We start from the raw sequence: 26,368 nt of genomic DNA on the forward strand, positions 1-26,368 counted from the left end.
TGTGTTTTTTCCCTCCCCCCCTACCCCCCCCCCCCCGGGGTGTTTTTTTGTTTTTAATTTTTAAAATAAAAAAAAATTTTTTAAATAAACCGGGGGGGGGGGCGGCCCCCCCCCCCCCCCCCCCCCCCCCCCCACTACTACGTCGAGGGCCGGGGTCACAGGGAGAACCATGCGGCAGTCCATCAGCACGGTGCCAGGGCAGGCGGTGGCCCGCCCACCGCACCGGACGACCACACGCGAAGGCCCTGCCGACAGGTGGTACGCACCGGTCGCGGTCTGTTTCGACGCCGCGGGTATGGCCCTGCCGGCGGTGCTGGCCTTCTCCGCGATCGGTGCGGCCCACCCCGTGCAGCAAGCGGTGGCGATCACCGTCGTCTGGGTCCTCGTGGGCCTCGCCGCGGGCCGCTACGCACCCTGGACCTGGGACGAGGGCGCCCCGGTCGGACCGCTCGTGCGGGACTGGCTGGTGCTGCTCGGCGTCCTGGCCGTGCTGCGTACCGTGTTCGGGCTCGGCGACGCGCCGGCGGCGGTTCTTGTCGCACTGTGTCCATCGTTGGCGGCCACCGTGGTCTGCCGCAAGGCGATCCACCGCCACGTCCTGGCCGTACGTCGGAGCGCCCGAAGTCTTCGACGCGTCCTGGTCATCGGTGAGGCCGGGGCCGTGGACGCCGTGGTCGGACAGTTGGCCGAGCGTACCGACCACGGGTACGTGGTGGTCGGGGCCTGTGTGCTGGGCGAGGGCGACGTGTTGTCCGGGGTGCCGGTGTCCGCCCGGCTGCGGGTCGGCGAGCCGGCCGCTCCGGACGAGGATGCCGCGCCCGTGGCGAAAGCGGCCGAAGTGCTCGGTGCCGACCTGGTCTTCGTCACCACGGGCAGGAGTATGTGCGGGGACCGGCTTCGGCGGTTGTCCTGGGCCCTGCACGACTGCGGCCGCCGGATGATGGTGCTGCCCGGCGTCGTCGAAGTGGCCCGGCGCAGGGTCCGGATCGCCTCGGCGGCCGGACTCACCCTGCTGGACATCTCACCGCCGACGCGCCGTGGCCTGCCGACGCTGCTGAAGGCCGCCACGGACCGAGCGGGCTCGTTGGTCCTGCTCATGGCGTTGGCGCCGCTGTTCGCGCTGCTGGCGTTCGCCGTACGCGTCAGCTCGCCGGGGCCGGTCATCTACCGCCAGGTGCGCGTCGGCCGGAACGGGACGCCCTTCCCCATGTGGAAGTTCCGGACCATAGTGGTGGACGCGGACCGGATGAAGGGCGACCTGGCGGCGGCGAACGAACACGACGGCCATATGTTCAAGCTGCGCCAGGATCCGCGGGTCACGTCCGTCGGGCGCTTCCTGCGCCGCTACTCGCTGGACGAGCTGCCCCAGTTGGTCAACGTCCTGCTCGGTCATATGTCGCTGGTGGGACCCCGCCCGCCGCTGCCCGAGGAAGTCGCCCGCTACGACCAGGTGGAGATGCGCCGACTGAGTGTCAAACCTGGCCTCACGGGACTGTGGCAGGTGAGCGGCAGGTCCGACCTGTCCTGGCACGAGACCGTCTCGCTCGATCTGCGCTACGTCGACAACTGGTCGTGGGACTGGGACATGAGGGTTATGGCTCGAACGGTTCGCGCGGTGCTGGACGGGCGCGGGGCATACTGACACGGTCGGGAGAAACCCGGCTGACCGGTCAGGAAATCCGGCACACCGAATCAAGGTTCAGGGAGCGCACATATCGCTCGTCGACATCGGCGCCGCGGTAGCGAAGATGGCGTGTTTCCTGAGGAGTGATGGGTGTGCAACGTGAATCGAGCTTCAGGCGGAGGTCGTTTCGCAGGTACATCCACATTCCGCGCACGACGACCGGTGTGTAGTTGTCGCGGAAATGGTCGACGTCGTACAGCTTCGAGGCCTCCGACCACATGCCGTGTGTCTCCACCAGATCGGGCTTGGTGGCCTTCAGATACGACGGCATCGCGGCGTATCCGTCGCGGGCGAGCGCAACGTTGGCCAGCAGCGCAAGGTCAAGGATCTTCAGATTCGAGCAACACAGGCTCGACCCGCCGACATCCGGAGTCAACACGGCCAACTCCGGCTTTCCCAGCTTCACCCGTACGTCATCCATCGCCTCGCCGGCCGTGCGGTACACCGCCGGGGTGACGGCCACCTGATTGTCGGGGTGGAGCCGCGCGGCGATGAACTGCCTTTCGATGGCGCAGGACGTGAGCAGGAGCAGCGCGGCGATCACGGCGACGAGACGTCGGGTGGATTTCAGGAATTGCATGACACGGGGCTTCGACAGCACGACCGCCACCACGCCCAGCGCGATCGCGGACTGCTCCATCCGTCCGATGTAGCCCCAATTCCGGCCGATCCCCACGTTGAACGCGGCGACAGCCGCGATGTACCCGAGGCCGAACGCCGCGACGGGATGCCAACTCCGTGAGCGCATCCGCCTGAACGCCTCCGTGCCCACGGACCGCGACCCGCCGCGCATGCCCGCCAACGCCGTGATGACGATGACCGCCGCTGGCAGAAGGACGTACAGGACCTCGACCGCCGCCACGAACATCTGCAGCACCTGTTTGACGGTCGAATTCGCGCTGTACGGGCTGGACTGCTTCGCCAGCATCGTGTTCGGCAGCAGCGAGCCGAAGATCGCCAGGCGAACCGCCGTGAGCGCCGCCAGTGAGAGAACGGCCCCCGCAGCCAGGGCCCATGCTTGGCGATACCGCTTCGACGCGATCGCCAGCACCACGGCGCCGGCGACGACGTAGCCGACGGATTCCGCCCGGATCCAAGGGGCCGTGGCGGCCAGCAGCGTCAGTCCGATCCACGCATGCCGACGGCCGCTGCGCAGCAGCCATACGATCGCGAGCGCCACCGCGGACAGTGACGTCATCTCCATGCCGTTGATGGTCTCGTTGAGGAACGGCCCGTACCCGAAGAGCACCAGGCCGAGCAGCCAGGCCTGGACGCGGCCGTACGGTCGCACCATGGCGTGAACGAGCATGGCACCAAGGGCCGCGAAGGCCCCGGACCACAGCTGGCCCGCCAGGATCATGCCGTCGAAATCCAAGGGCAGCACGCGGAAGGTGCCCGCCGTCAGCAGAAACCAAAAGGGACTGGAAAAACCCTCGACCGTTTCCGATGCCGGTGTCAGCGCGATCTGGCCGGAATCGGCAAAGGCGCGTGCGAACGCCAGCGTGATGGATCCGTCGTCCCAGCCGTTCGCACCGATGAACAGGGCGAGGGCCGCGTGCGTGAAAAGGGTCGCACAGAACAGTCCGAGGGCGGGGGCGTGGTCGGTAAAGGGGCGGTCTCTCTTTTTGTCCACCTGTCGGGGTGGCGATGCGAGGGCCTCCGGATTGCGGATGATTTGAGGATCGGCTGCCGTCTGCTCGACGTACATGCTTTCTGCCCTTGCTTCGGAATCCCGCTCTTTTCGCCACTCAATCAATCCGGGGCAGGCATCTCAAGGCGCCTTGCCGATAAATCAGGTGAGCCGATCGGGTGGATCTCACGATAAGCCCGCTTGTCCAATCGGGCGCCGTGGGATCGAGCGCCTACGTTCGGGACATGGCCGTCATCGAGGTGAGAGGTGCTCCATCACATCCCCGACTAGCGTTCCACCGGAGAGAGCGTGGACTTCCCCAGCGCACTGAGGCAGCTCTCGCAGGTGCAGAAGCCCGCTCGCGGGGTTCCCGGCTATGCGCGATTCGTCAATCGGCCTGCCGGAAGGCTGCTTGCGGCCGCGGCGCATCGCATCGGGCTCTCGCCCAACCACGTGACCGCAGCGAGCGCGCTGGTCACCTTCCCGGCCATTGCCGCGATCGCCTCCTGCTCGCCCTCGCACACGCTCGGGGGATGGGTCGCGCTCGCCTTGCTCGTGGGCTTCGCGCTTGACTCCGCGGACGGTCAACTCGCCCGGCTGCACGGGGCGGCCAGCCCGGCCGGGGAGTGGACGGACCATGTCGTGGACTGCGCGAAGGTCCTGGGCGTCCATGCGGCGGTGCTGATCTCCTTCTACCGCTTCTTCGACCTGCCGCGTCCGGTCCTGCTGCTCACACCGATCGCCTTCCAGTTCGCCGCCGTCCTGCTGTTCTTCGGAGGGATGCTCACGGAGCAGCTCCGGCGGCGAGCGGCCGAGGTGCAGGCCGGTCCGGCATCCCGGCCGACGCGCCCGCCCTCCGCTGTGCGTGGCATGGCGCTGCTGCCTTTGGATTACGGCCTGTTGTGCCTGATCTTCGTGTTCCTTGGGAACCAGAAGATCTTCTTCACGCTGTATGCCGCATTACTTGTGGCCCACCTGCTGTTCGTGCCGACATTCCTCGCCAAATGGTTCCGGGAACTCTCATGAGCCGACCGACCCGATCGCCTCGAATTCGCAAAGAAGGGCCCATCCATGGCAGACACCGCAGCGCCGACCGCCGTGGAACGCTCGCTGCGAGGGTTCACCGGAGCCGGTTACGACAAGGGGCGTCCGCTGCTCGTTCAGGCGGCCTGGTTCGCCGTACTCCACCTCGTCTTCGTCAAGTGGTGGTTCCCGGACCGCTGGCGGCCCGCTGTGCTGCGGGCCTTCGGCGCGCGGATCGGGCAACGGGTACTGATCCGCCAGCGGGTCCGTGTGCACTGGCCGTGGCGGCTGGAGGTCGGCGACGACGTGTGGATCGGCGACGGCGCCTGGTTGCTGAACCTGGAGCGGATCACCATCGGCAGCAATGTCTGCGTCTCCCAGGACGCGCTGCTGTGCACCGGAAGCCATCAGCACCACACCCCCACCTTCGAGTTCGACAACGGGCCCATCCACCTGGAGCCCGGAGCCTGGATCGCGGCGCGGGGCGTCGTGCTGCGCGGGGTCACCGTGGGCCGGGGCGCCGTGGTGGGTGCCGCGGCGGTCGCCCATCGCGACGTCGCGCCGGGTGAGGTCATCACGGGCAGGGGCGTGCGATGAGGCATGCGGAGGGGCGGGCGATGAGGCTCGTTCATGTGGTGACGCTCGTCAGCGAGGACGGAGCGTACGGCGGTCCTACGAGCGTGGCGACGGGGCAACTTGAGGAGTGCGCCGCGCGCGGCCACGAGGTCACGCTGCTGTCCCTGTGGCGGGGCAGGTCCGGCGCTCCGGCCTACATCGGCTCGGTGCCGCTGCGCACGCGTCCGGCGCGCGCGTTGCTGCCCGGTCGCTTCACCGGGATCATGCACCCGCTGCTCGTCGGGGACATGTGGCGCTCGATGGGCAGGGCCGATGTCGTGCACATCCACGCGGGGCGCGACCTCGTCTCCCTGACCGCGCTCGCCGTGGCCGTGTTGCGCAGGAAGAGGTTCTTCACGCAGACCCACGGCATGGTGGAGCCGCGCCACAGGGCTGTCGCCAGGCTCTTCGACCGGCTGTACGTACCTCTTCTGCGCCGGGCGCGCGGTTGTCTGGTGCTCACCGAGAGGGAGCGGCGGGCCGTGTCCGAGGTCATCGGACCGGAGGGGCCCCCGCTGCTGAGGCTGCCCAACGGGGTGCGGCCCGGGCAGGGCGCCGTGGTGGAGCGTCGGCCGCGCGCACCGGAGGTGCTCTTCATGGCGCGGCTGCACCCGCGCAAGCGCCCGGACGCGTTCGTCGAGATGGCCGCGCTGGTGCACCGGAAGCTGCCCGAGGTGTGCTTCACCCTGCACGGGGCGGACGAGGGCCTGCTGCCGACGGTGCGTCAGCTCATCGCCGGCCATCGGCTCGGGGAGGTCGTCTCCTACGGAGGGGCGCTGTCGTACAACGAGGCTCTGCGTGCCTACGCGAAGGCGGCGGTGTACGTGCTGCCGAGCGTGGACGAGCCGTTCCCCATGACCGTGATCGAGGCCCTGTCCGCGGGAACTCCGGTGGTGTGCACCGACACCTGCGGCATGGCGGACGAACTCGCGCGCCGCGGGGCGGCGATCGTCACGGACGGCAGCCCGCAGGCCATGGCCGACGCGGTCTGCGAGGTGCTCACCGACGTGGAGCAGAGGGCCCGGCTGGTGGCGGCGGGCAAGCGTGCGGTGGAGGAGTGCTTCTCCATTCACGCGGTGGCAGACCGGCTGGAAGACATCTACCGAAACGGATAGTGGGACGACCATGGAAGACAGTCGAATTTCGCCGCGTGTTCGGCAGCAGGTCAAGCGATTCGTCAAGCGCCAGACAGTCGTTGCGAACAAGGCCCTCTCCCGCGTGGGAATCCTTGTCGCGCCGCGTCACTACTATTCCTCGGCTCCGGATCTGCGCGGCCTGGCGGAATCCCGTGAGCTGTGGCGTGCCCCGTCCTCTCTGCCGGGCCTGCGGATCGACCTTGATGAACAGATGGCCTGGCTGGAGAAGGCGTGCATGCCGTACGTCGACGAGTACCGCGGAAACGCGGTGTTCGAGAAGGCGGGTGAACTCGGCCCCGGATACGGCTATATCGAGGCGCAGGCCCTGCACGGCATTCTGCGTACGCTCCGCCCCGGCCGGTATCTCGAAGTGGGCAGCGGTGTCTCCACGCACATCGCGCTGCAGGCACTCACCCGCAACGCCGGGGAGGGCCATCCCGGGACGGTGACCTGCATCGAACCGTACCCGCGCGACTGGCTGACCCGCGACGCCCGCGTGCACCTGCACCGCACGCCGGTCCAGGCCGTCGACCTGGCGGCGTTCACCTCCCTGACCGCGGGTGACGTGCTGTTCGTGGACTCGTCCCATGTGGTCAAACCCGGTTCGGATGTGAACTTCCTCGTCCTGGAGGTGTTCCCGCGTCTCGCACCCGGTGTCATCGTGCACGTCCACGACATCTATCTGCCGTACGACTATCAGTGCGACCTGCTGGACAGCGTGCTGCACTGGGCGGAAACCTCGCTCGTACGCGCCTTTCTGACGCACAACGACCACGCCAGGGTCCTCGCGTGCATGTCGCATCTGCACTACGAGAGGGCCGGCGAAATGCGGGCGGTGTTCCCGGACTATCGGCCGGCGCCCCACCGCGACGGTCTCGTATCCGGGGAGGGGCACTTTCCCGCCTCGCTGTGGTTCGAGATCTGTTGATGCCTGGGGTCTGTTGACGCCCGAGATCTGCTGATGGGCCCCGAGGTCCGGCGATGACAGGCCCATACGGAGGCATCAGGTGACTCGGGACACGGATGCGCGTGGCATTTAACGCAAATTGGTAAATATGGCACATAGCCTACCGGACATCAGATCCCGGGTTTCTGGAGGAGCTGCCATGACCAAGCAGGTGAACGTCGTTGTTGCCGGAGGCGGGGGATTCATCGGGGGGCACCTCGCTGCCGACCTCCTGGCGCAGGGGCTGTCGGTACGCTGCGTCGACATCAAGCCGCAGCACGAGTGGCACCAACTGCACCCCGCGGCCGAGAACGTCGTCGCCGACCTGTCACTCCTCGACGACGCCCGTGCCGCAGTCCGGGGCGCCGACCAGGTGTACATGCTGGCCGCCGACATGGGCGGCATGGGCTTCATCGAGAACCACAAGGCCGCCTGCATGATGTCGGTGCTGACCAGCACTCATATGCTCAAGGCCGCCCAGGAGGCCGGCGTCGAGCGCTACTTCTACTCCTCGTCCGCCTGTGTGTACGCCGCCGGCAAGCAGACCGCCTCGAACGTCACCGCGTTGAAGGAGGAGGACGCCTACCCGGCCCAGCCCGAAGACGGTTACGGCTGGGAGAAGCTGTTCTCCGAGCGCATGTGCCGCCACTTCGAGGAGGACTACGGGTTCACCTGCCGTGTGGCGCGCTACCACAACGTGTACGGCCCCTGGGGCACCTGGGACGGAGGCCGCGAGAAGGCTCCGGCGGCCGTGTGCCGCAAGATCGCCGAGGCGGTCGTCTCCGGTGAGCACCGGATCGACATCTGGGGCGACGGCCGGCAGACCCGTTCCTTCATGTATATCGACGACTGTCTGCGCGGCACGCAGATGTTCATGAACGGGACCAGCAGTGTCCCCGTCAACCTCGGCTCCTCCGAGCTGGTCACCATCAACCAACTGGTGGACATCGTCGAGGAGATCGCGGGCATCCGCTGTGAACGCAAGTACCAGCTGGACGCCCCGCAGGGCGTACGCGGCCGCAACTCCGACAACACCCTGATCCGCGAACTCTACGGCTGGGAGCCGTCGATCCCCCTGGTCGAAGGCCTGGAGAAGACCTATGCCTGGGTCTACGACCAGGTCAAGCTCGCGCACTCCTGATCCCTCGAACCGGCCGGGAGGGCAGCCGATGAGGATCCTCGTCCACGACTACAGCGGGCACCCGTTCCAGGCCCAGCTCAGCCGTGAGCTGGCGCACCGAGGCCATGACGTCGTCCACTCGACCTGCCCGGCCTACGTCTCCGGGAAGGGCAACCTCGCGAAGGACACGGTCGCCCGCCTGCGCTTCGTCACCATCGGCGACCGCATCGTGCTCGACAAGGGCGCCTACGTCCGACGCCTCTTCCAGGAGACCCGGCTCGGTCTGGAACTGGCCCGACAGGTACGGCGCGAGAAGCCCGACGTGGCGATGCTGGGGAACCTGCCGATCCCGACCCTGGTCGTGGCCGCGGCGGCGCTGAGGGCGCTGCGCATCCCCTGGGTGCTGTGGCACCAGGACATCACCGCCGTCGCCCTCAAGAGCTTTGCCGCAGCCGGTGTGTCCAGGCTGATGGGCGTCGCCGCCAGGGTCTTCGAGCAGGGTGAGAAGTGGTCGGCGCGACGCGCCTCGGCGGTCGTGGTGATCGCCGACTCCTTCGTGCGGATCCACCGGGAGTGGGGCACCGCCGACAAGGTCACCGTCATCCCCAACTGGGCACCGCTGGACGAGATCCGCCCCGTGGGCCGGGCCAACGCCTGGGCGGCCGAGCACGGTCTCACCGGCGTCCGGACCCTGCTGTACTCCGGCACGATCGGCCTCAAGCACAACCCCGCCCTGCTGGTGCGGCTCGCCGAGACGCTGCGCGAGCAGGGCCAACGGGTCCGTCTCGTCGTCGTCAACGACGGCCCGGCCGTGCCGGTCATCAAGGAGGCCGCCGCCGCCCGTGGCGTCGATCTGACCCTGTTGCCCTTCCAGCCCTACGACCGGCTGCCCGAGGTGCTGGGCACGGGCGATGTGCTGGTCGTGCTGCTGGCGGCGGACGCCGGGGAGTTCTCGGTCCCCTCCAAGACGCTGTCCTATCTGTGCTCCGGACGCCCGGTGCTGGGCCTGATGCCGGCCGACAACCTGGCGGCGAAGCTGCTCCGGCAGGCCGGCTCGGCGGTGTTCGCCCCCGAGGAGTCCTCGCTGGCCGACGCGGCCACATGGGTCCGCGAGGTCCTGAACGACCCGATGCGCGCGGAGACGCTGGGCAAGGAGAGCCGGGCGCTGGCCGAGCGGGAGTTCGCCCTGGAGGGGTGCGCTTCGCGATTCGAGGAAATTCTCCGGGCGGTGGCGGTGAGCGGGTCCGGCCGGCGATGACGGTGAATTCCCGGCAATTCCCGTCGAGCGAAACACCCATCTGAAATACGGGCAATCAGCCGGGTTCCAAGGTTATAAATCTATCTGCGCCGATTAATTCCGTTTGCCCGCTCATCGGGAGTGCAGGTGCGAGGCAGTCAAAAGCGTTGCGTGGCAGCCGTGTGCTGCTGGGCCTTTCTCATCATCGTCTTCCTGCCGGCGCTGATCCTGCAGTCCACCGACACTCGATTCGGGGCGGCCCTCGCCGTGCAATGCGTCGTCGTGGCGCACGCCGGAGGGGGACTCACCCGGGTACTCACCGACACCTCGGTCCGCTTTGTCGCCTTCGGGTTCTGGCTCTTCACCTATGTGTGGCTCGGACTGGCACCGCTGGCCATGCTCGCCACCGATTCCTACCCGCTCGGGTACCGCACCGGTGAGACGACCGCCTTCGCGGCTGCCACGCTGACCGAACTCGGGCTCCTCGCGTACAGCGCGGGGGTGGCGCTGGCCGCCGGACGCAAGGGCGGCAGATCGGTCGTGTTCGAACCACTGCTGTCCCGCAGGCTCTCGCCGCTGCCGGTGCTCCTGCTGTGCGGCCTGTCGCTCGTGCTCGCGGTCGTGCTGATCCCCGGGCAGGAGGGCGGTCTGCGGGCCTTCTTCACCAGCAGACAGGCCCTGTGGCAGTCGCGCGCCGAAGCCGACCCCACGCACGCGCTGCGGGTCTGGGCCCTCGCCGTCCCCGCCTTCTGGGCCCTGGTGGCCCTGGTCCAGCTGCCCCGCCCGGCCGGGAGAGACCGGCTGCTGCGGGCGATCCGCTGGACGGCGCTCCCGGCCCTCCTCGTGCTCAACGCGATCGTCAACAACCCGATCAGCAGGCCGCGTTTCTGGGCGGGCACCGTCCTTCTGGTCCTGCTCTTCTCCTGGCGCCGGCTCAGCACCCCCCGGGCCTTTCGCGTCGCCGCCGCGGTGATCACCACCGCGGTGCTGTTCGCATTCCCGTACAGCGACTACTTCCGTTACGACGAACGTGAAGCGGTACAAGTCCTGGCGCTTGCGGAGCAGTTCAGCACCAGCATGGACTACGACGCCTTCCAGCAAATGCAGACCGGTATCGACTATGTGCGGGAGAACGGATTCTCGCCGTCGGCGGCGCTCGGTCTCCTCCTGTTCATGGTGCCCCGCTCCATGTGGCCCGACAAACCGCAGGCCACGGGCATCGAACTCGCCCAGTACGCGGGCTACGACTTCCACAACCTCTCCGCGCCGGTATGGATCGAGAGTTACCTGTGGGGCGGTGCTCCGTGTGTCGTCCTGGTGTTCTGCCTGCTGGGCGCGGCCGGACGGCGCATGGACGACATCCGGGAGCGGCTGCGGCACCGGCACAGCACCTTGGCGGTTCTGCTGGTCCCCGCCTTCGCCTTCTACCAGCTGGTGTTCCTGCGCGGCAGTCTCATGGGGATCGTCGGCCCCCTGCTGCTGCTCCTGACCGTTCCGCTCCTCATCACCACCCGCGCCGCCACCCGCGCCACCGGGCCGTCCCGGTCCCCGTCACCGGTGCGGCCGCCCGCGACCACGGGCCACGCGCCCATCCCGGGACCCACCCCCGGACCCATTCCCGGACACAGGAGGCATCCGTGACCAGCCCCGCCGGCCTCGACGATCGGTACGACGACCCCGACCAGCTGCGCGACCAGGTGCGCCTCCTGCTGAGGTACCGCGCCACCATCGCGTTGGGCGTGCTCCTCGGGCTGCTCGGCGGACTGTTCCTGGTCGTGCTGCGCGCGGGCACCTACACCTCCACCAGCGAGGTGCTCGTCCGCCCGAGAACGGACCCCTTCAGCACGTTCGGGCTGGCCGTCGACAACCAGGTGAGCATGGCCACCGAGCGGCAGATCGCGCTCAGCGCGACGGTCGCGGCCCGGGCGGCGACCGCACTGCGGCAGCCCTCGCGCGCCAACGCGCTGTCGGCGGACCTGCGCGTGACGAACGCCCCGGACACCCAGGTGCTCCGGTTCGAGTACACGGCGGGCACCGCGAAGGGTGCGGCTCGGGTGACCAACGCGTTCGCGGAGGCCTATCTCGCCGATCGCCAGGCCCGGTCCAAGTCCATGATCACGCGGATGACCTCCGGGCTGGAGCAGCAGCTCACCCAGCTCACCAAGCGGATCAACGCGAAGAAGTCCGGCGAGGCCGCCCCCGGCACCGCGGGCCTGCAGCAACAGATCGGCACTCTGCACAAGCGGATCTCCGACATCAGGGCCTACGACACCTCCGGTGGTGACGTCGTCCGCAGGGCCGAACCGGCGGCACGGCCCTCCGGCCCGGGGCCCGGCTGGCTCATCCCGCTCGGCCTGATCGCCGGACTCGTCCTGGGCATCGTGCTCGCCTGGCTGCGCTCCGCCCTCGAACCGCGGGCACGCTCGGTCGCCGAGGTCCAAGGAGCGCTGTTCGCCCCGGTGCTGGGCATCCTCCCGGCCCCCGGCGCCGACGGCGAACTCCTGGAGGTCGGCCGGGCCGACGGGAGCCGCGCGGAGGCGTACCGCGCCCTCGCCTTCCGGCTGCGGGGCGGCGACGGCCGTACGTCGATGGGCACGCTGATGGTCGTGGCGCCGAAGCGGGAACGAGGCGTCGAAGCCGTCGCCGTGAATCTCGCCGCCGCCCTCGCCGAGTCCGGCGACGACGTCCTGCTCGTGGACGCGACCGGGCAGACCCCCGGTCTGTCGGCACGGCTGCCGCTGTCGGCCGACGCCGCGCCGGACGGCGTACCCGAGGGCGCGGTGGTCGTCGACGCGGGCACGGCCGGGCGGTTCACGCTCTGCCCCGACGGCCGTGGCGCCACCGGCGACGACAGGCCGGCTGCCCCGACGGCGGCGCGCACCCTGCCGTATGCCGATCCCGGAAGGCCGACGCTCTTGCTGACCGCGCCTCTGCTGGACCACACCGAGGACCTCTCGCTCGCCCAACGCGTGGACGGCGTTCTCGTCGTGGGCGCCCTGGCGGACACCAGGCGCGACGACCTCAGGCAGTTGCGCGAGCTGATCGACTGCGCGGGAGGGCACATCGCGGGCGCGGCGCTCCAAGGCGGCCCGGGGCGCGGCTTGCTCCGCCGTGTCAGGGACGGCGACTGGGTGCGTCGTACGAGGGAGCGGATCTCTCCCACGACACCGCCCGCTCCGGCCGACGACGCCGTGGACAAACCGACCGCGCCTGTGCAGGACGACACGCTCGCCGCCTCCCGGTGAGCGCCCCCGGTACGACCGTCGCCGCCCACGGCGAGTCGGCCGCCCGGTGCGGGGTCGCCGCCACCGCGCGCGGCGGGTGGTGGGGCTTTCTGGGCTCGACGGTCAACGCGGTCTTCGGCTACGCCCTGGTCGCCCTGGTCACCCGCGGGCTCGGGGCGTACGGGGCGGGAGCGGTGTTCACCGGCGTCGCGGCCTTCACCATCCTGTGCAACACCTGCAAGCTGGGCGCCGACACCGGGCTGGTGCGCTTCGTCCCCGGTGACCTGGCCACCACCGGTGGCCGCGAGGTGGGCGCACTCCTGCGCTGCGCGGTGCTGCCGGGCGCCGCGGCGAGCACTGCAGCCGCCGCACTGCTGTTCCTGTCGCCCTGGACGGCCACCTCGCTGCTGCCGAATCTCGCCCCGGACGACGCGGTGACCCTGGTCCGGCTGTTCGCCGTGTTCCTCCCCCTGGCCACGGTCACCCTGATCCTGCTGGGCGCCACCCAGGGCTACGGGACCGTGATCCCGTTCGTCGGTGTCGAGCAGATCGGCAAACCGGTGCTGCGCGTGCTGATCGCCGTACCGGTCGTGCTGCTGGCCCCCGGGGTGCTGAGCCTGGCCGTCGCCTGGCTCGTGCCCTCGCTGGCCGGCTTCCTCATCGCCTGGTACGCGGTGCGCAGGTGCCGTCGGACGAGCCCGGGACCGGCATCGGGAGGGGCAACGGCCGCCGCCCGGCGGGGGTTCTGGGCGTTCGCGGCGCCGCGGGCGGTCTCCTCCGTCTTCGACATCAGCGCGGTCTGGGTGGGCGTCGTCCTGCTGTCCTGCCTGGCGACGAGCGAGGAGGCGGGCATCTACACCGCCGTCGGCCGGGTCGTCATCGCGGCGACCCTGCTGCAGCTCGCCATCCGGCTGGCCGTCGCCCCGGAGATCAGCCGCCTCCTCGCGGTGGGCGACTTCCCGCAGGCCTGCCATCTGTACCGCGTCTCGACGCGCTGGATCGTCCTGTTCTCCTGGCCCCTGCTGGTCCTGCTCACGAGCTTCCCGGGCACCGTCCTGTCCCTGTTCGGGCCGGAGTTCGAGCAGGGGGCGACCGCGCTGGTCGTGCTCTGTGTGGCGGCGGCGGTGAACGTGGGGGTCGGGAACGCCCAGACGGTGCTGCTCATGGCGGGCAAGAGCTCCTGGCATCTGGCGGTCACCGGTGTCGCGTTCGCGGTGCAGCTGACGGTCGGCCTCCTCGCCGTACCCCATTTCGGCGTCCTCGGCGCGGCCCTGTCCTGGGGTGCGGCGACCGTCGTCGAGAACCTCATCTCGGCCGCGTTGGTGCGGCGGCATCCGGGCTTCACGGTCGTCGACCGCGGGTACCTCCTCGCGACGGTCACCGGCCTGTGCCTCACGGTGGCGCTGGTGCTTCCCGCGAGGCTGCTCGCGGGTGACACGGCCATCGGACTTGCCGTCGCAATCACCACTGGATTTTCCGTATTTGGTATAAGTTTGTGGCGATTTCGCACACCTCTGGGAGTGCATGAACTCGTCGGTGTGCTGCGCGAACGCGCCACATGAGGCCGTCTCAGGACCGAGACCGCCAGCTTCTCCCCTTCTCACCACCCGTACTCGCTGCAACCCGGGAAGTTCCATGCGCCTCAGAAAAAGCATGAAGAGAGGGGCCACCACGGCTTCGGCTGTGGCCCTCCTCGCGGCTGCCTCGCTCATCACCGCTACGGCGTCGGCAGCCGACGGCGACGAAAAGACCCTGACCGCCGACACGCTGGCGACCTGGCAGACCGACGGCATCGTCTGGTCGATCGAGTACGTGGACGGTGTCGTGTACGTCGGCGGGACCTTCGACAAGGTCCGCCCGCCGGGCGCCAAGCCCGGCGAGCAGGAGGTCGCACGCAAGAACTTCGCCGCGTTCGACGCCGCCACCGGCCGGCTCCTGCCGTGCGCCGTGCCGTTCACCGGCGGCGGTGACACCGTACGGGCGCTGAAGGCGACGCGGGACGGCAAAGTGCTGTACGTCGGTGGCTCGTTCACCAACGCCGGCAAGACCGAGGTGGCCAGTGCGGTCGCGCTCAACCGGGCCGACTGCTCGCTGCGCGGCGACTTCCGGCCGACCATGACGTCGTTCGTGCGTGCCATCGAGGTCATGGGCGACGCGGTCTATCTGGGCGGCGACTTCACGGTCGTCAACGGCCAGGACCGCGAGCGCATCGCGGCGTTCACCCCCGGCGGGAAGCTGCTGCCGTTCAAGGCGGAGATCGACGCTCCCGTACGGGCCATCCTCGCCGCGCCCAAGTTCGGCAAGCTCCTCGTCGGCGGCGACTTCTACCTGCTCAACGGCGAGCTGGAGAAGTCGCTCGTCGCCCTGCATCCCGGCACGGGCAAGACGGTGGACTCGTACGCCGACTGGCTGCCGCCGAGATCGTCCGTGAAGGGGCTGGCCAGCGACGAGACCAACTTCTACGTCGCGGCCGAGGGCAGGGGCACGGGCATTTTCGACGGCCGCATCGCCGGTCGCCTCGACAACGGCAAGATGGTGTGGAAGGACACCTGCCTGGGCGCGACGCAGGCCGTCGCCGTGCACCAGGGCGTCCTCTACAGCGGGTCCCACGCCCACGACTGCCGTGACACCCCGGGCGGTTTCCCCGAGTTCAACAACCGTCAGCACCTCCTCGCCCAGTCCGTCCGCGACCGGCGCATCCTGCACTGGTTCCCCGACACGAACGGAGGGACCGGCGAGGGCAACGGCCCCCGAGCCATGGCGATGGCCGGCGGAGTCCTGTGGGCGGGCGGCGAGTTCACCGAGGTCAACGGCGAACGGCAGCAGAGCCTGACCCGCTTCGCGGCCGGACCCGACCGGGGAGCCCCGGAGGTGGTGCCCAAGCTTGAGACCCTGCCCTCGAAGGCCGGCCAGGTCAGGCTCTCCTGGCGTGCCGCCTGGGACCGCGACGACGCGGAGCTGAAGTACCTGATCTACCGGGACGGCGTTCTCGTGGCCTCGCCGACGCGGCGGTCCGCGGAGTGGGACCGCCCCATGATGGAGTACACGGATTCCGTCGCCCCCGGCTCCCGCCACCGCTACCGGATCGCCGTCACCGACGGAAAGAACACCTCGCTCAGGTCGAAAGCGTTCGTAGTCACCGCGACCGCCGACAAGGGTCCGAAGGACAAGCGTTGACGGGAGAACGTCTCGGCTACGCGCCGGGGGTCTTCGACCTCTTCCACGTGGGCCATCTGAACATCCTGCGCCGGGCGCGCGGGCACTGCGACCGGCTCATCGCCGGTGTCTGCTCGGACGAGCTGGTGGTGCGTCTGAAAGGCAGGCCGCCCGTCGTACCGCTCGCCGAGCGACTGCAGATCGTCCGCAGCGTGCGCCATGTGGACGAGACGTTCGTCGCGACCGTGGACGACAAGATCGAGATCTGGAAGGAAGTCGGTTTCGACGTCATCTTCAAAGGTGACGACTGGCTCGGCACCGATGTCTGGACGGCCTACGAGACCGAGTTCGCGAGGGTGGGCGTGGAGGTCGTCTACTTCCCGTACACCGTGCACACATCGAGCACGCTGTTACGGGACGCACTCCTCCTCACCCGGGAGAACCCTTCCGAGCCGCCCCCGCCACAGCTCGCGGGACCACGCCGGACGGGCACGGAGGGCTGACACGGGGCCGCGGGACTCGGGACTCACCCCCGCGGCTCCCCTCATGTGGCAGGTCGGTCATGCCTCGTAAAGATTTGCTGTGCACAGCGGCGCGGCTCCCGTCGCGCCGCGTCGGCTCACTCGGGGCATGACGAAGGGTGTCGACATGGCACGTTCCGGCCGCTGGGTGCGCTGTCCCGCGCGGTTCTGCATAGCCTCGCTCACCGCCGCCGCCGCTCTGCTGGCGACAGCGGTGCCGTCCACCGCCGACCCCGAGGACCTCTCGGTGTACGCCGCCGCCGACGTCACCACGCTGTCCTCGGGCTGGTCCAACCCCTGGGGCATGTCCTTCCTGCCCGACGGGCGTTCGGCGCTGGTGACCGAGAACGAGACCTCCCGCGTCTTCCGCCTCCGCGACGACGGCTCCAGGACCCTGGTCGGCCGGGTCCCGCACATGGTCGTGTACCTGCCCGGTGACTCCGCCAAGGGCGGGCTGCTGGGCGTCGCCGTGTCGCCGACCTGGGACGGCAAGAAGGACAAGGCCGTGTTCTTCATGCACACCACGAAGACCGAGACCAGGGTCGTGCGGATGAACTACGACGGCGGCACGTCACTGAGCGGCTACACCGTGGTCCTCGACGGCATCAGACGGGGCTCGAACCACAACGGCGGCAAGATCGCCTTCGGTCCCGACGGGTACCTCTACGTCGCGACGGGGGAGGCCACACAGGCGGAGCTCGCGCAGGACACGAACTCCATCAACGGAAAGATCCTCCGGATCACCAAGACCGGCGCCCCGGCCCCCGGCAACCCGTTCGGCAACCACATCTACAGCTACGGCCATCGCAATCCCCAGGGCCTCGCCTGGGACGGCGCGGGCCGGCTGTGGTCGGTGGAAATCGGCCAGGAAGCAACGGACGAACTCAACCTGATCGAGCCGGGCCGCAACTACGGCTGGCCGAGCTGCGAGGGCCGCTGCACCGCCAAGGGCATGACGAACCCGAAGGTCACCTGGGCGCACACCACCGCCCCCGCCCAGGTCGCCGTGGCCGGCGACAACCTCTACGTGTCGTCGCTGCGCGGCTACCAGCTGTGGCGCGTCGGGATCGACGCGGCGATCGGGGGCACGGGCGACCAGGCGAAGACCAACGTCTTCGGCGGCCACGCACTGCGTGCACTCACGAAGGTCCCCGGCAGGAACGAACTGTGGCTGGGCACCGCGCGCAGCGCGGACGGCAACGACATGGTCCTCCGCGTGACCGTCCAGTAGACCTCGGTCGAGCAACCCTCCCGACGGGAAGGCCCCACATGCTGCTGCTGGTACTCGGCACCGCCGCCGGCGGTGGCATCCCCCAGTGGAACTGCGCGTGCCCCGGCTGCTCCGGGGCCCGCGCCCATCCGCACCGGCGCCGCCGGCACGCCTCGCTCGCCGTACGGACGGGCGAGGGCCGCTGGTACGTCGTCAACGCGACCCCCGACATCGGCGACCAGATCGAGGACCGGCCCGAGCTCCACCCCGGCCCCGGCCCCCGGCAGACCCCGATCGCCGGAGTCGTCCTCACCGACGCCGAACTCGACCACACCCTCGGCCTCGCACGGCTGCGCGAGGCGGACCGCCTCCAGGTGACGGCGACCGCCCCGGTCCAGCGCCCAGCGAGGGGCCGAATCGGGGCCGTCTTACGCTTCGCCCGCCTCGCTACCCGGTGCTTCTACGCGCACCTCAACAACACCAACCGTTCCTGGAGGCTGAGCAGGATTGAGTCTGCGCAGCCGCACGCCCCGAACGGTCTTGGGCGCACTGGTCCCCGGCGTACTCGACCCCAGGACGGCGACACGCATCACGTGCGTGGTCCGTTCCCGGGAGGCCGGTTCCCTGCACGACCTGGCCAGACGGATGCGGCCAATGACGGCGGAGAGGCCCCGGACCATCACTCCGGTGGAACGGGGGCCCCGCACGCTGGCGCCGCACCCGGCGTCCCAGATCGTGTTGATCACGCTACGCCGATCGGCTCAAGGCACCGCAAGCCCACGAGCCGACGATCACACGATCGAGCTAATCTGACCAACCCCCTCGTCGACCCGGCGGCACCCCAGCACAAGCGGCTCGCCCGGCTGGGCATCGAGGTGGCGTACGACGGGATGGTGATCGAGCCGTGAACACGGCAGCCGCGCCCACGCCCCCCGCCTCGCCCGCGGAGCCCTGGAGCCCCGCGGAGTTCGAGGCACGACTGCGCGCGGTGGGGGAGGAGAGCTACCACCACCGCCACCCCTTCAACATACGGATGCACAGCGGCGACCTCGGCCCCGAGGAACTGCGCCGCTGGATCGTCAACCGCTTCCACTACCAGCGCCACATCCCCGTCAAGGACGCCCTGATCACCGCCAAACTGCCCACTTCCAAGCTGCGCCGGATGTGGCTGCGCCGCATCCAGGACCACGACGGGGCGCAGACGGGCGAGGGCGGCATCGAGCGCTGGCTGCGGCTCGGCGAGGCGGCCGGCGTGGACCGCGAGATGCTGCTGCGCGCCGACGCGGTGCTGCCGGGCGTACGGCTCGCGGTCGACGGATACGTCAACTTCTGCCGGCTGCGCCCGCCCCTCGAAGCCGTCGCCGCCTCGCTGACCGAACTGTCCGCGCCGGACCTGATGCGCACTCGCATCGAGGCCTTCGAGCGCCACTACCGGTGGATCGAACCCGAGGGCCTCGCCTACTTCCGCACCCGTGTCTCGCAGGGCCGCCGCGACAGCCGCGAGGCCCTCGACCTGGTGCTGACCTGGGCCCGCGACCGGGACGAGCAGGAGGCGGCCGTGGCCGCGCTGCGCTTCAAGTGCGACGTCCTGTGGTCGCTGCTGGACGCCGTGGACCGAGCGGGCCCCCGGGAGCAGCGGTGACGGCGCCGTCCGGCACCGACTGGCGGCCCGCCCTGGCCCCCGCCATCGTGCGCCGCCACGACCCCGTACGCGACGCCGACCTGCTGCTTCTCCCCGAGCGCGTCGGCGTCCTCACGGGCTCGGCCGAAGCGGTCGTCGGCCTGTGCGACGGCAGCCGCAGCGTGCGCGACATCGTCGACGAACTGACCGAACGCTTCCCCGGCGCCCCGGTGGCCGACGACGTCCCCCCGTTCCTCGAACGGCTGCGCAGGGAGGGCTGGCTCCGATGACCTCCGCCGACCCGCCGCCACCCGCCCGCCCCTGGGCCCTGCTGGCCGAGCTCACTCACGCCTGCCCGCTGCACTGCGGCTATTGCTCCAACCCCCTTGAACTGACGCGCCGTTCGCGCGAGCTGACCGCCGAGCAGTGGACGGACGTGCTGCGTCAGGCGGGCGCGCTCGGCGTCGTCCAGACGCATCTCTCGGGCGGCGAGCCGCTGCTGCGCCGGGACCTGGAGCGGATCGTCACCGCGGCCGAGTCCGCCGGCATCTACACCCAGCTCGTCACCAGCGGGGTGGGCCTGGACGAGGCCCGCCTCGCCGCGCTCGCCACCGCGGGCCTCAAGAGCGTCCAGCTGTCCGTCCAGCACGCCGACCCACGCGCCTCCGACCGCATCGCCGGACGCAGGTCCTTCGCCCAGAAGGAACGGGCCGCCGAGCTCGTACGTGCCGCCGGCCTCCCCCTCGGCCTCAACGTCGTCCTGCACCGCGAGAACCTCGACGCCCTCGACGCCGTCGTCGAGCTGGGCGTCGCCTGGGGCGTGGACCGCATCGAGCTGGCGAACGCGCAGTTCTACGGCTGGGGCCTGCTCAACCGCGCCGCGCTGCTGCCGACGCGCGAGCAGCTGGCCGGGGCGCGGGACGCCGTGCGGCGCTGGCGGGAGAGGCTCACCACCGGACCCGAGCTCGTCTGGGTCGTCCCCGACTACTTCGACGGTGTCGCCAAGCCCTGCATGGGCGGCTGGGGCGCGGTCTCCCTCACCGTCACCCCGGACGGCACCGTCCTGCCCTGTCCGGCCGCGGTCACGCTGCCGGACCTGGACGCGCCGAACGTCCGGGACCATCCCTTGGAGTGGATCTGGGACCACTCGAAGGCGTTCACCCGCTACCGCGGCACCGACTGGATGCCCGACCCCTGCCGCAGCTGCTCCCGACGCGGCGAGGACTTCGGCGGCTGCCGCTGCCAGGCGTACGCCCTCACCGGAGACGCAGCCCGCACGGACCCGGCGTGCCGGCTGTCCCCCGACCACGCAGTGATCCGGGCGCTGGCCGAGGAGAGCGCAGAGGGCGACACAGAAGACCACACAGAGGACAACACGGCCGGAAACGCCCAGATCACGCGTCGAGTGCCCGGTCGGTTCAAGGGCGCGGACGCCCGGGTTTGACCTACGTCACCCTCGGGGTATTCTCTCCGGCTCGATTGGCCAGCCCCCTGCCCCGTATGGCAGACTAGCGGGGTTGCTCGGTCGAGTGTTGATGCTGCGCGCCTCCCGCCGGGAGGACTGAAAGCGAGTCCCACAGTACTCGTCGCCCTAACTGCCGTAAGGCAGCGCTGGGGCGGACGTACGGGAATCTTTCGGGAAGTGTCAGTGCAGCACCGTCCAGGCACCCGGTGGGCCTTCCGCCCCCGGCTTGCGGTTCCGGAAGGGCCGTGTTCCCAGACAAGGGATGCTCGAACAAGGGGCATCTGTGTCAGCGGGGGCGCGACACGCCCGACCGCGTGGGTCGGAGGGGCGGGGACGGGAACACCGGGTTCCAGAGCGTAAGAAGAGACAGGACTACGGAGTAGCCATGGCGGGACAGAAGATCCGCATCCGGCTCAAGGCCTACGACCACGAGGTCATCGACTCCTCGGCGAAGAAGATCGTCGAGACGGTGACCCGCACTGGTGCGTCGGTCGCGGGCCCGGTGCCGCTGCCCACTGAGAAGAACGTGTACTGCGTCATCAAGTCGCCGCACAAGTACAAGGACTCGCGCGAGCACTTCGAGATGCGCACGCACAAGCGCCTGATCGACATCCTCGACCCGACGCCCAAGACCGTTGACTCTCTGATGCGACTCGACCTTCCGGCCGGTGTCGACATCGAGATCAAGCTCTGAAGGCCGGTGATCTGAGAATGGCTAAGCAGATCAAGGGCATCCTGGGCGAGAAGCTCGGCATGACGCAGGTGTGGGACGCGAACAACCGTGTTGTTCCGGTCACCGTCGTCAAGGCCGGCCCCAACGTCGTCACCCAGGTCCGCACGAACGACGCCGACGGCTACGAGTCGGTCCAGATCGCGTTCGGCGAGATCGACCCGCGCAAGGTGAACAAGCCCCTCAAGGGCCACTTCGCCAAGGCCGACGTCACTCCCCGCCGCCACCTCGTCGAGATCCGTACCGCTGACGCCAGCGAGTACACCCTCGGCCAGGAGATCACCGCCGAGGTGTTCGAGGCCGGCATCAAGGTCGACGTGACCGGCAAGAGCAAGGGCAAGGGCTTCGCCGGTGTCATGAAGCGTCACAACTTCAAGGGCCTCGGCGCCGGACACGGCACCCAGCGCAAGCACCGCTCTCCCGGTTCCATCGGTGGCTGCGCCACCCCGGGCCGTGTGTTCAAGGGCCTCCGCATGGCGGGTCGCATGGGCAACGAGCGGGTCACCACCCAGAACCTGACCGTCCACGCCGTTGACGCGGAGAAGGGTCTGCTGCTCATCAAGGGCGCGGTTCCCGGTCCGAACGGCGGCCTCGTCCTGGTCCGCACCGCGGCCAAGGGGGCCTGAGGTAACCGATGAGCACTGTTGACATCCTTTCGCCGGCAGGCGACAAGACCGGGACGGTCGAGCTCCCCGCGGAGATCTTCGACGTCGAGAAGATCAGCGTTCCGCTGCTTCACCAGGTCGTCGTCGCGCAGCTGGCCGCGGCCCGTCAGGGCACGCACAAGACCAAGACCCGCGGCGAAGTCCGTGGTGGTGGCAAGAAGCCTTACCGCCAGAAGGGCACCGGCCGCGCCCGTCAGGGTTCGACCCGCGCTCCGCAGTTCGCCGGTGGTGGCGTCGTGCACGGTCCCGTGCCGCGTGACTACTCGCAGCGGACCCCGAAGAAGATGAAGGCCGCGGCCCTGCGCCACGCCCTCACCGACCGGGCCCGTAACAACCGCATCCACGTCGTCTCCGGCGTCATCGAGGGCGACAACCCGTCCACGAAGGCCGCCAAGTCGCTGTTCGGCAAGATCTCGGAGCGCAAGAACCTGCTCCTGATCGTCGAGCGCGCAGACGAGGCCGCGTGGCTGTCCGCCCGCAACCTGCCCCAGGTCCACATCCTGGAGCCGGGCCAGCTGAACACGTACGACGTTCTCGTCTCGGACGACGTGGTCTTCACCCAGTCCGCGTTCGAGTCCTTCGTGTCCGGCCCGCGCTCGTCGTCGGCTGCTGACACCGAAGGGAGCGAGGCCTGATGGCTACGCGTCACCCGAGCATTGCCTCCAAGGCTGCGAAGGCCGCCAAGGCCGCGCGCGTCGCCAAGGCGCGTCGCTACGCCGCCGAGGGCAAGAACACCGTCGTCACCCCGGCCAGCAAGGCGTACACGGACCCCCGTGACGTGCTGCTGAAGCCGGTCGTGTCGGAGAAGAGCTACGCGCTCCTGGACGAGAACAAGTACACGTTCATCGTCGACCCGAACGCCAACAAGACCCAGATCAAGCAGGCCGTCCAGGCGGTCTTCTCGGTCAAGGTCACCGGGGTCAACACGATCAACCGCCAGGGCAAGCGCAAGCGGACCCGCACCGGTTTCGGCCAGCGTGCCGGTACCAAGCGCGCGATCGTGACCCTTGCTGAGGGCGACCGTATCGACATCTTCGGCGGTCCGACCGCCTAAGGGCGGTCCGGATCGTCCGATATCGGACGAGGACTGAGAAATGGGAATCCGCAAGTACAAGCCGACTACGCCGGGCCGTCGTGGTTCCAGCGTCGCCGACTTCGTCGAGGTCACGCGGTCCACGCCGGAGAAGTCGCTGGTCCGCCCGCTGCACAGCAAGGGCGGCCGTAACAACGCCGGTCGTGTGACCGTTCGCCACCAGGGTGGCGGACACAAGCGCGCCTACCGCGTGATCGACTTCCGTCGTCACGACAAGGACGGCGTGCCGGCGAAGGTCGCGCACATCGAGTACGACCCCAACCGCACCGCGCGCATCGCGCTGCTGCACTACGCCGACGGCGAGAAGCGCTACATCCTCGCCCCGCGCAACCTGCAGCAGGGTGACCGCGTCGAGAACGGTCCCGGGGCCGACATCAAGCCGGGCAACAACCTGGCGCTCCGCAACATCCCGGTCGGTACCACGATCCACGCGATCGAGCTCCGTCCCGGTGGCGGCGCCAAGTTCGCCCGCTCCGCCGGTGCCTCCGTGCAGCTGCTCGCGAAGGAGGGCTCGATGGCCCACCTCCGCATGCCTTCCGGTGAGATCCGCCTGGTCGACCAGCGCTGCCGCGCCACGGTCGGCGAGGTCGGCAACGCCGAGCAGAGCAACATCAACTGGGGCAAGGCCGGCCGCAAGCGCTGGCTGGGCGTTCGCCCGACCGTTCGCGGTGTGGCGATGAACCCGGTCGACCACCCGCACGGTGGTGGTGAGGGCAAGACCTCCGGTGGTCGCCACCCGGTCTCCCCGTGGGGTCAGAAGGAGGGTCGTACTCGTTCGCCGAAGAAGGCTTCGAACAAGTACATCGTCCGCCGCCGCAAGACGAACAAGAAGCGCTAGGAGCGGGTTTAGATGCCGCGCAGTCTCAAGAAGGGGCCCTTCGTCGACGAGCACCTCGCCAAGAAGGTGGATGCTCAGAACGAAGCCGGCACCAAGAACGTCATCAAGACCTGGTCCCGTCGCTCCATGATCGTGCCGGCCATGCTCGGCCACACGCTCGCGGTGCACAACGGCAAGACCCACATCCCGGTGTTCGTCACCGAGTCGATGGTCGGCCACAAGCTCGGCGAGTTCTCGCCGACGCGCACCTTCCGGGGTCACGTCAAGGACGACCGGAAGTCGAAGCGCCGCTAGTAGCGGATCGCATTCAGACACGTAAGTAACTGAAGGGACAACCATGGAAGCCAGGGCCCAGGCGCGGTACATCCGCGTCACGCCCATGAAGGCCCGCCGCGTGGTGGACCTCATCCGTGGCATGGACGCCACGGAGGCCCAGGCCGTCCTGCGATTCGCTCCGCAGGCAGCCTCCGAGCCGGTCGGCAAGGTGCTCGACAGCGCCATTGCCAACGCCGCGCACAACTACGACCACACGGACGCCTCCTCGCTGGTCATCAGCGAGGCGTACGTCGACGAGGGCCCGACCCTGAAGCGGTTCCGTCCGCGTGCCCAGGGCCGTGCCTACCGGATCCGCAAGCGGACCAGCCACATCACCGTGGTCGTCAGCAGCAAGGAAGGAACCCGGTAATGGGCCAGAAGGTAAACCCGCATGGGTTCCGGCTCGGTGTCACGACCGACTTCAAGTCGCGTTGGTACGCCGACAAGCTGTACAAGGACTACGTCAAGGAAGACGTCGCCATCCGTCGGATGATGACGTCCGGCATGGAGCGCGCCGGTATCTCGAAGGTTGAGATCGAGCGCACCCGTGACCGTGTCCGCGTGGACATCCACACCGCGCGTCCGGGCATCGTCATCGGCCGCCGTGGCGCCGAGGCCGACCGCATCCGCGGTGACCTCGAGAAGCTCACGGGCAAGCAGGTCCAGCTGAACATCCTCGAGGTCAAGAACCCCGAGACGGACGCTCAGCTGGTTGCTCAGGCCGTTGCCGAGCAGCTCTCCTCCCGCGTCTCCTTCCGCCGCGCCATGCGTAAGAGCATGCAGTCGGCGATGAAGGCCGGCGCCAAGGGCATCAAGATCCAGTGCGGTGGCCGCCTCGGTGGCGCCGAGATGTCCCGCTCGGAGTTCTACCGCGAGGGCCGTGTGCCCCTGCACACGCTCCGCGCGAACGTGGACTACGGCTTCTTCGAGGCCAAGACGACCTTCGGCCGCATCGGTGTGAAGGTCTGGATCTACAAGGGCGACGTCAAGAACATCGCCGAGGTCCGCGCTGAGAACGCTGCCGCCCGTGCGGGTAACCGCCCGGCTCGCGGTGGCGGCGGCTCCGACCGCCCGGCCCGTGGTGGCCGCGGTGGCGAGCGGCGCGGTCGTAAGCCGCAGCAGGCTGCCGGCGCCGAGGCCCCCAAGGCCGAGGCCCCCGCCGCTCCGGCTGAGAGCACCGGAACGGAGGCCTGACCGACATGCTGATCCCCCGTAGGGTCAAGCACCGCAAGCAGCACCACCCGAAGCGCCGTGGTCAGGCCAAGGGCGGTACGACGGTTGCGTTCGGCGAGTACGGCATCCAGGCCCTCACGCCGGCGTACGTGACCAACCGCCAGATCGAGGCGGCCCGTATCGCGATGACCCGCCACATCAAGCGTGGCGGCAAGGTCTGGATCAACATCTACCCGGACCGCCCGCTCACGAAGAAGCCTGCTGAGACCCGCATGGGTTCCGGTAAGGGTTCTCCGGAGTGGTGGATCGCGAACGTGCACCCGGGCCGGGTCATGTTCGAGCTGTCCTACCCCAACGAGAAGATCGCCCGTGAGGCGCTGACTCGCGCAGCCCACAAGCTGCCGATGAAGTGCCGGATCGTCAAGCGCGAGGCAGGTGAAGCGTGATGTCGGCCGGTACCAAGGCGTCCGAGCTGCGCGAACTGGGTGACGAGGAGCTGCTGAACAAGCTCCGCGAAGCCAAGGAAGAGCTGTTCAACCTCCGCTTCCAGGCGGCGACGGGTCAGCTCGAGAACCACGGTCGGCTCAAGGCCGTCCGTAAGGACATCGCGCGGATCTACACCCTGATGCGTGAGCGCGAGCTGGGCATCGAGACGGTGGAGAGCGCCTGATGAGTGAGAGCAACGTGACTGAGCAGACTGCAGAGGCCCGCGGCTTCCGCAAGACCCGTGAGGGTCTCGTCGTCAGCGACAAGATGGACAAGACCGTCGTCGTCGCCGTCGAGGACCGCGTCAAGCACGCGCTGTACGGCAAGGTCATCCGCCGTACGAACAAGCTCAAGGCGCACGACGAGCAGAACGCCGCGGGTGTCGGCGACCGTGTCCTCCTCGCGGAGACCCGGCCGCTGTCCGCGACGAAGCGCTGGCGCATCGTCGAGATCCTCGAGAAGGCCAAGTAATTTCCTGCG

At 69.1% G+C, this 26,368-nt stretch carries 29 protein-coding genes; 28 read left to right on the forward strand and 1 reads right to left on the reverse strand.

Translation table 11 applies throughout. The annotated features are described in order from the left end of the window. Nucleotides 1-169: 169 nt before the first annotated feature. Nucleotides 170-1,642, forward strand: a complete 1,473-nt coding sequence (locus ACIA8X_RS23590) for a sugar transferase (RefSeq protein WP_393453176.1) — start codon at nt 170-172, stop codon at nt 1,640-1,642. 28 nt (nt 1,643-1,670) lie between these two features. On the opposite strand, the gene ACIA8X_RS23595 is transcribed toward ACIA8X_RS23590, so the two are convergent. Beyond that, nucleotides 1,671-3,392, reverse strand: coding sequence for a hypothetical protein (locus ACIA8X_RS23595; protein WP_399459024.1), 1,722 nt, complete (start codon nt 3,390-3,392; stop codon nt 1,671-1,673). Between the two features lie 231 nt (nt 3,393-3,623). Between ACIA8X_RS23595 and ACIA8X_RS23600 the strand changes: the two genes are divergently transcribed. From ACIA8X_RS23600 to rpsQ, 27 genes are all read left to right on the forward strand, one after another. Continuing rightward, nucleotides 3,624-4,340 (forward strand): CDP-alcohol phosphatidyltransferase family protein, encoded by a 717-nt coding sequence (locus ACIA8X_RS23600; protein WP_393453182.1) that lies wholly within the window; start codon nt 3,624-3,626, stop codon nt 4,338-4,340. Nucleotides 4,341-4,385: 45 nt separating this feature from the next. Next, nucleotides 4,386-4,934: a putative colanic acid biosynthesis acetyltransferase gene (locus tag ACIA8X_RS23605; protein WP_393453185.1), complete on the forward strand. Its 549-nt coding sequence runs from the start codon at nt 4,386-4,388 to the stop codon at nt 4,932-4,934. Between the two features lie 20 nt (nt 4,935-4,954). Then, the gene (locus ACIA8X_RS23610; RefSeq protein WP_393453188.1) at nt 4,955-6,067 is read left to right on the forward strand and encodes a glycosyltransferase; all 1,113 of its coding nucleotides are present in this window, start codon (nt 4,955-4,957) and stop codon (nt 6,065-6,067) included. 103 nt (nt 6,068-6,170) lie between these two features. Beyond that, complete coding sequence (locus tag ACIA8X_RS23615) at nt 6,171-7,016, forward strand: class I SAM-dependent methyltransferase (protein WP_393453191.1); 846 nt, start codon at nt 6,171-6,173, stop codon at nt 7,014-7,016. A 178-nt stretch (nt 7,017-7,194) separates the two neighbouring features. Beyond that, the gene (locus tag ACIA8X_RS23620) at nt 7,195-8,175 is read left to right on the forward strand and encodes an NAD-dependent epimerase/dehydratase family protein (protein ID WP_393453194.1); all 981 of its coding nucleotides are present in this window, start codon (nt 7,195-7,197) and stop codon (nt 8,173-8,175) included. Between the two features lie 28 nt (nt 8,176-8,203). Then, complete coding sequence (locus tag ACIA8X_RS23625; RefSeq protein WP_393453197.1) at nt 8,204-9,412, forward strand: glycosyltransferase family 4 protein; 1,209 nt, start codon at nt 8,204-8,206, stop codon at nt 9,410-9,412. Nucleotides 9,413-9,562: 150 nt separating this feature from the next. Further along, nucleotides 9,563-11,032, forward strand: coding sequence for a hypothetical protein (locus ACIA8X_RS23630; RefSeq protein ID WP_393453200.1), 1,470 nt, complete (start codon nt 9,563-9,565; stop codon nt 11,030-11,032). Then, nucleotides 11,029-12,636 carry a hypothetical protein gene (locus tag ACIA8X_RS23635; protein ID WP_399459025.1) on the forward strand — a complete coding sequence of 536 codons (1,608 nt, stop codon included), beginning with the start codon at nt 11,029-11,031 and terminating at the stop codon, nt 12,634-12,636. Before ACIA8X_RS23630 ends, ACIA8X_RS23635 begins: the two co-directional genes overlap by 4 nt. Further along, on the forward strand, nt 12,633-14,177 hold the full coding sequence (locus tag ACIA8X_RS23640) for an oligosaccharide flippase family protein (protein WP_399459026.1): 1,545 nt from the start codon (nt 12,633-12,635) through the stop codon (nt 14,175-14,177). Before ACIA8X_RS23635 ends, ACIA8X_RS23640 begins: the two co-directional genes overlap by 4 nt. A gap of 91 nt (nt 14,178-14,268) precedes the next feature. Continuing rightward, nucleotides 14,269-15,792, forward strand: a complete 1,524-nt coding sequence (locus tag ACIA8X_RS23645; RefSeq protein ID WP_399459028.1) for a fibronectin type III domain-containing protein — start codon at nt 14,269-14,271, stop codon at nt 15,790-15,792. Further along, nucleotides 15,789-16,274 carry an adenylyltransferase/cytidyltransferase family protein gene (locus ACIA8X_RS23650; protein WP_393453212.1) on the forward strand — a complete coding sequence of 162 codons (486 nt, stop codon included), beginning with the start codon at nt 15,789-15,791 and terminating at the stop codon, nt 16,272-16,274. The genes ACIA8X_RS23645 and ACIA8X_RS23650 overlap by 4 nt, the downstream gene beginning before the upstream one ends. A gap of 145 nt (nt 16,275-16,419) precedes the next feature. Further along, the gene (locus tag ACIA8X_RS23655; protein ID WP_399459029.1) at nt 16,420-17,523 is read left to right on the forward strand and encodes a PQQ-dependent sugar dehydrogenase; all 1,104 of its coding nucleotides are present in this window, start codon (nt 16,420-16,422) and stop codon (nt 17,521-17,523) included. Nucleotides 17,524-17,561: 38 nt separating this feature from the next. Beyond that, nucleotides 17,562-18,410: an MBL fold metallo-hydrolase gene (locus ACIA8X_RS23660; protein ID WP_399459030.1), complete on the forward strand. Its 849-nt coding sequence runs from the start codon at nt 17,562-17,564 to the stop codon at nt 18,408-18,410. Continuing rightward, complete coding sequence (gene pqqC, locus ACIA8X_RS23665; RefSeq protein WP_399459031.1) at nt 18,407-19,144, forward strand: pyrroloquinoline-quinone synthase PqqC; 738 nt, start codon at nt 18,407-18,409, stop codon at nt 19,142-19,144. Before ACIA8X_RS23660 ends, pqqC begins: the two co-directional genes overlap by 4 nt. Continuing rightward, nucleotides 19,141-19,413, forward strand: a complete 273-nt coding sequence (pqqD, locus tag ACIA8X_RS23670) for a pyrroloquinoline quinone biosynthesis peptide chaperone PqqD (protein ID WP_399459032.1) — start codon at nt 19,141-19,143, stop codon at nt 19,411-19,413. The genes pqqC and pqqD overlap by 4 nt, the downstream gene beginning before the upstream one ends. Next, nucleotides 19,410-20,567: a pyrroloquinoline quinone biosynthesis protein PqqE gene (gene pqqE / locus ACIA8X_RS23675; RefSeq protein ID WP_399459033.1), complete on the forward strand. Its 1,158-nt coding sequence runs from the start codon at nt 19,410-19,412 to the stop codon at nt 20,565-20,567. The genes pqqD and pqqE overlap by 4 nt, the downstream gene beginning before the upstream one ends. 406 nt (nt 20,568-20,973) lie before the next feature. Continuing rightward, complete coding sequence (gene rpsJ / locus ACIA8X_RS23680) at nt 20,974-21,282, forward strand: 30S ribosomal protein S10 (RefSeq protein WP_003948644.1); 309 nt, start codon at nt 20,974-20,976, stop codon at nt 21,280-21,282. Between the two features lie 17 nt (nt 21,283-21,299). Next, complete coding sequence (rplC, locus tag ACIA8X_RS23685) at nt 21,300-21,944, forward strand: 50S ribosomal protein L3 (protein WP_093905267.1); 645 nt, start codon at nt 21,300-21,302, stop codon at nt 21,942-21,944. A gap of 8 nt (nt 21,945-21,952) precedes the next feature. Continuing rightward, on the forward strand, nt 21,953-22,618 hold the full coding sequence (rplD, locus tag ACIA8X_RS23690; protein WP_393453230.1) for a 50S ribosomal protein L4: 666 nt from the start codon (nt 21,953-21,955) through the stop codon (nt 22,616-22,618). Beyond that, complete coding sequence (rplW, locus tag ACIA8X_RS23695) at nt 22,618-23,037, forward strand: 50S ribosomal protein L23 (RefSeq protein ID WP_399459034.1); 420 nt, start codon at nt 22,618-22,620, stop codon at nt 23,035-23,037. The genes rplD and rplW overlap by 1 nt, the downstream gene beginning before the upstream one ends. 40 nt (nt 23,038-23,077) lie before the next feature. Continuing rightward, nucleotides 23,078-23,914 carry a 50S ribosomal protein L2 gene (gene rplB, locus ACIA8X_RS23700; protein ID WP_007494772.1) on the forward strand — a complete coding sequence of 279 codons (837 nt, stop codon included), beginning with the start codon at nt 23,078-23,080 and terminating at the stop codon, nt 23,912-23,914. 12 nt (nt 23,915-23,926) lie between these two features. Further along, the gene (gene rpsS, locus ACIA8X_RS23705; RefSeq protein ID WP_093905264.1) at nt 23,927-24,208 is read left to right on the forward strand and encodes a 30S ribosomal protein S19; all 282 of its coding nucleotides are present in this window, start codon (nt 23,927-23,929) and stop codon (nt 24,206-24,208) included. A gap of 43 nt (nt 24,209-24,251) precedes the next feature. Next, a complete protein-coding gene (rplV, locus tag ACIA8X_RS23710; RefSeq protein ID WP_393453236.1) occupies nt 24,252-24,599 on the forward strand; it encodes a 50S ribosomal protein L22 in 348 nt (115 codons plus the stop codon). Beyond that, complete coding sequence (gene rpsC, locus ACIA8X_RS23715) at nt 24,599-25,423, forward strand: 30S ribosomal protein S3 (RefSeq protein WP_147995161.1); 825 nt, start codon at nt 24,599-24,601, stop codon at nt 25,421-25,423. Before rplV ends, rpsC begins: the two co-directional genes overlap by 1 nt. A 5-nt stretch (nt 25,424-25,428) precedes the next feature. Next, complete coding sequence (gene rplP / locus ACIA8X_RS23720; protein WP_004927269.1) at nt 25,429-25,848, forward strand: 50S ribosomal protein L16; 420 nt, start codon at nt 25,429-25,431, stop codon at nt 25,846-25,848. Next, complete coding sequence (gene rpmC, locus ACIA8X_RS23725) at nt 25,848-26,072, forward strand: 50S ribosomal protein L29 (RefSeq protein WP_005481220.1); 225 nt, start codon at nt 25,848-25,850, stop codon at nt 26,070-26,072. Before rplP ends, rpmC begins: the two co-directional genes overlap by 1 nt. After that, nucleotides 26,072-26,359: a 30S ribosomal protein S17 gene (gene rpsQ / locus ACIA8X_RS23730; protein ID WP_046263523.1), complete on the forward strand. Its 288-nt coding sequence runs from the start codon at nt 26,072-26,074 to the stop codon at nt 26,357-26,359. Before rpmC ends, rpsQ begins: the two co-directional genes overlap by 1 nt. Nucleotides 26,360-26,368: the final 9 nt, after the last annotated feature.

Origin of the sequence: Streptomyces sp. NPDC051738 (assembly GCF_044453205.1) — a bacterium.
GTDB lineage: Bacteria > Actinomycetota > Actinomycetes > Streptomycetales > Streptomycetaceae > Streptomyces.

Coding starts and splice junctions, on each gene's coding strand:
- ACIA8X_RS23590 (WP_393453176.1), top strand. CDS start 170: ATGCGGCAGTCCATCAGCACGGTGCCAGGGCAGGCGGTGGCCCGCCCA.
- ACIA8X_RS23595 (WP_399459024.1), bottom strand. CDS start 3,392: ATGTACGTCGAGCAGACGGCAGCCGATCCTCAAATCATCCGCAATCCG.
- ACIA8X_RS23605 (WP_393453185.1), top strand. CDS start 4,386: ATGGCAGACACCGCAGCGCCGACCGCCGTGGAACGCTCGCTGCGAGGG.
- ACIA8X_RS23610 (WP_393453188.1), top strand. CDS start 4,955: ATGAGGCTCGTTCATGTGGTGACGCTCGTCAGCGAGGACGGAGCGTAC.
- ACIA8X_RS23620 (WP_393453194.1), top strand. CDS start 7,195: ATGACCAAGCAGGTGAACGTCGTTGTTGCCGGAGGCGGGGGATTCATC.
- ACIA8X_RS23625 (WP_393453197.1), top strand. CDS start 8,204: ATGAGGATCCTCGTCCACGACTACAGCGGGCACCCGTTCCAGGCCCAG.
- ACIA8X_RS23645 (WP_399459028.1), top strand. CDS start 14,269: ATGAAGAGAGGGGCCACCACGGCTTCGGCTGTGGCCCTCCTCGCGGCT.
- ACIA8X_RS23655 (WP_399459029.1), top strand. CDS start 16,420: ATGGCACGTTCCGGCCGCTGGGTGCGCTGTCCCGCGCGGTTCTGCATA.
- ACIA8X_RS23660 (WP_399459030.1), top strand. CDS start 17,562: ATGCTGCTGCTGGTACTCGGCACCGCCGCCGGCGGTGGCATCCCCCAG.
- pqqE (WP_399459033.1), top strand. CDS start 19,410: ATGACCTCCGCCGACCCGCCGCCACCCGCCCGCCCCTGGGCCCTGCTG.
- rpsJ (WP_003948644.1), top strand. CDS start 20,974: ATGGCGGGACAGAAGATCCGCATCCGGCTCAAGGCCTACGACCACGAG.
- rplC (WP_093905267.1), top strand. CDS start 21,300: ATGGCTAAGCAGATCAAGGGCATCCTGGGCGAGAAGCTCGGCATGACG.
- rplD (WP_393453230.1), top strand. CDS start 21,953: ATGAGCACTGTTGACATCCTTTCGCCGGCAGGCGACAAGACCGGGACG.
- rplW (WP_399459034.1), top strand. CDS start 22,618: ATGGCTACGCGTCACCCGAGCATTGCCTCCAAGGCTGCGAAGGCCGCC.
- rplB (WP_007494772.1), top strand. CDS start 23,078: ATGGGAATCCGCAAGTACAAGCCGACTACGCCGGGCCGTCGTGGTTCC.
- rpsS (WP_093905264.1), top strand. CDS start 23,927: ATGCCGCGCAGTCTCAAGAAGGGGCCCTTCGTCGACGAGCACCTCGCC.
- rplV (WP_393453236.1), top strand. CDS start 24,252: ATGGAAGCCAGGGCCCAGGCGCGGTACATCCGCGTCACGCCCATGAAG.
- rpsC (WP_147995161.1), top strand. CDS start 24,599: ATGGGCCAGAAGGTAAACCCGCATGGGTTCCGGCTCGGTGTCACGACC.
- rplP (WP_004927269.1), top strand. CDS start 25,429: ATGCTGATCCCCCGTAGGGTCAAGCACCGCAAGCAGCACCACCCGAAG.
- rpmC (WP_005481220.1), top strand. CDS start 25,848: ATGTCGGCCGGTACCAAGGCGTCCGAGCTGCGCGAACTGGGTGACGAG.
- rpsQ (WP_046263523.1), top strand. CDS start 26,072: ATGAGTGAGAGCAACGTGACTGAGCAGACTGCAGAGGCCCGCGGCTTC.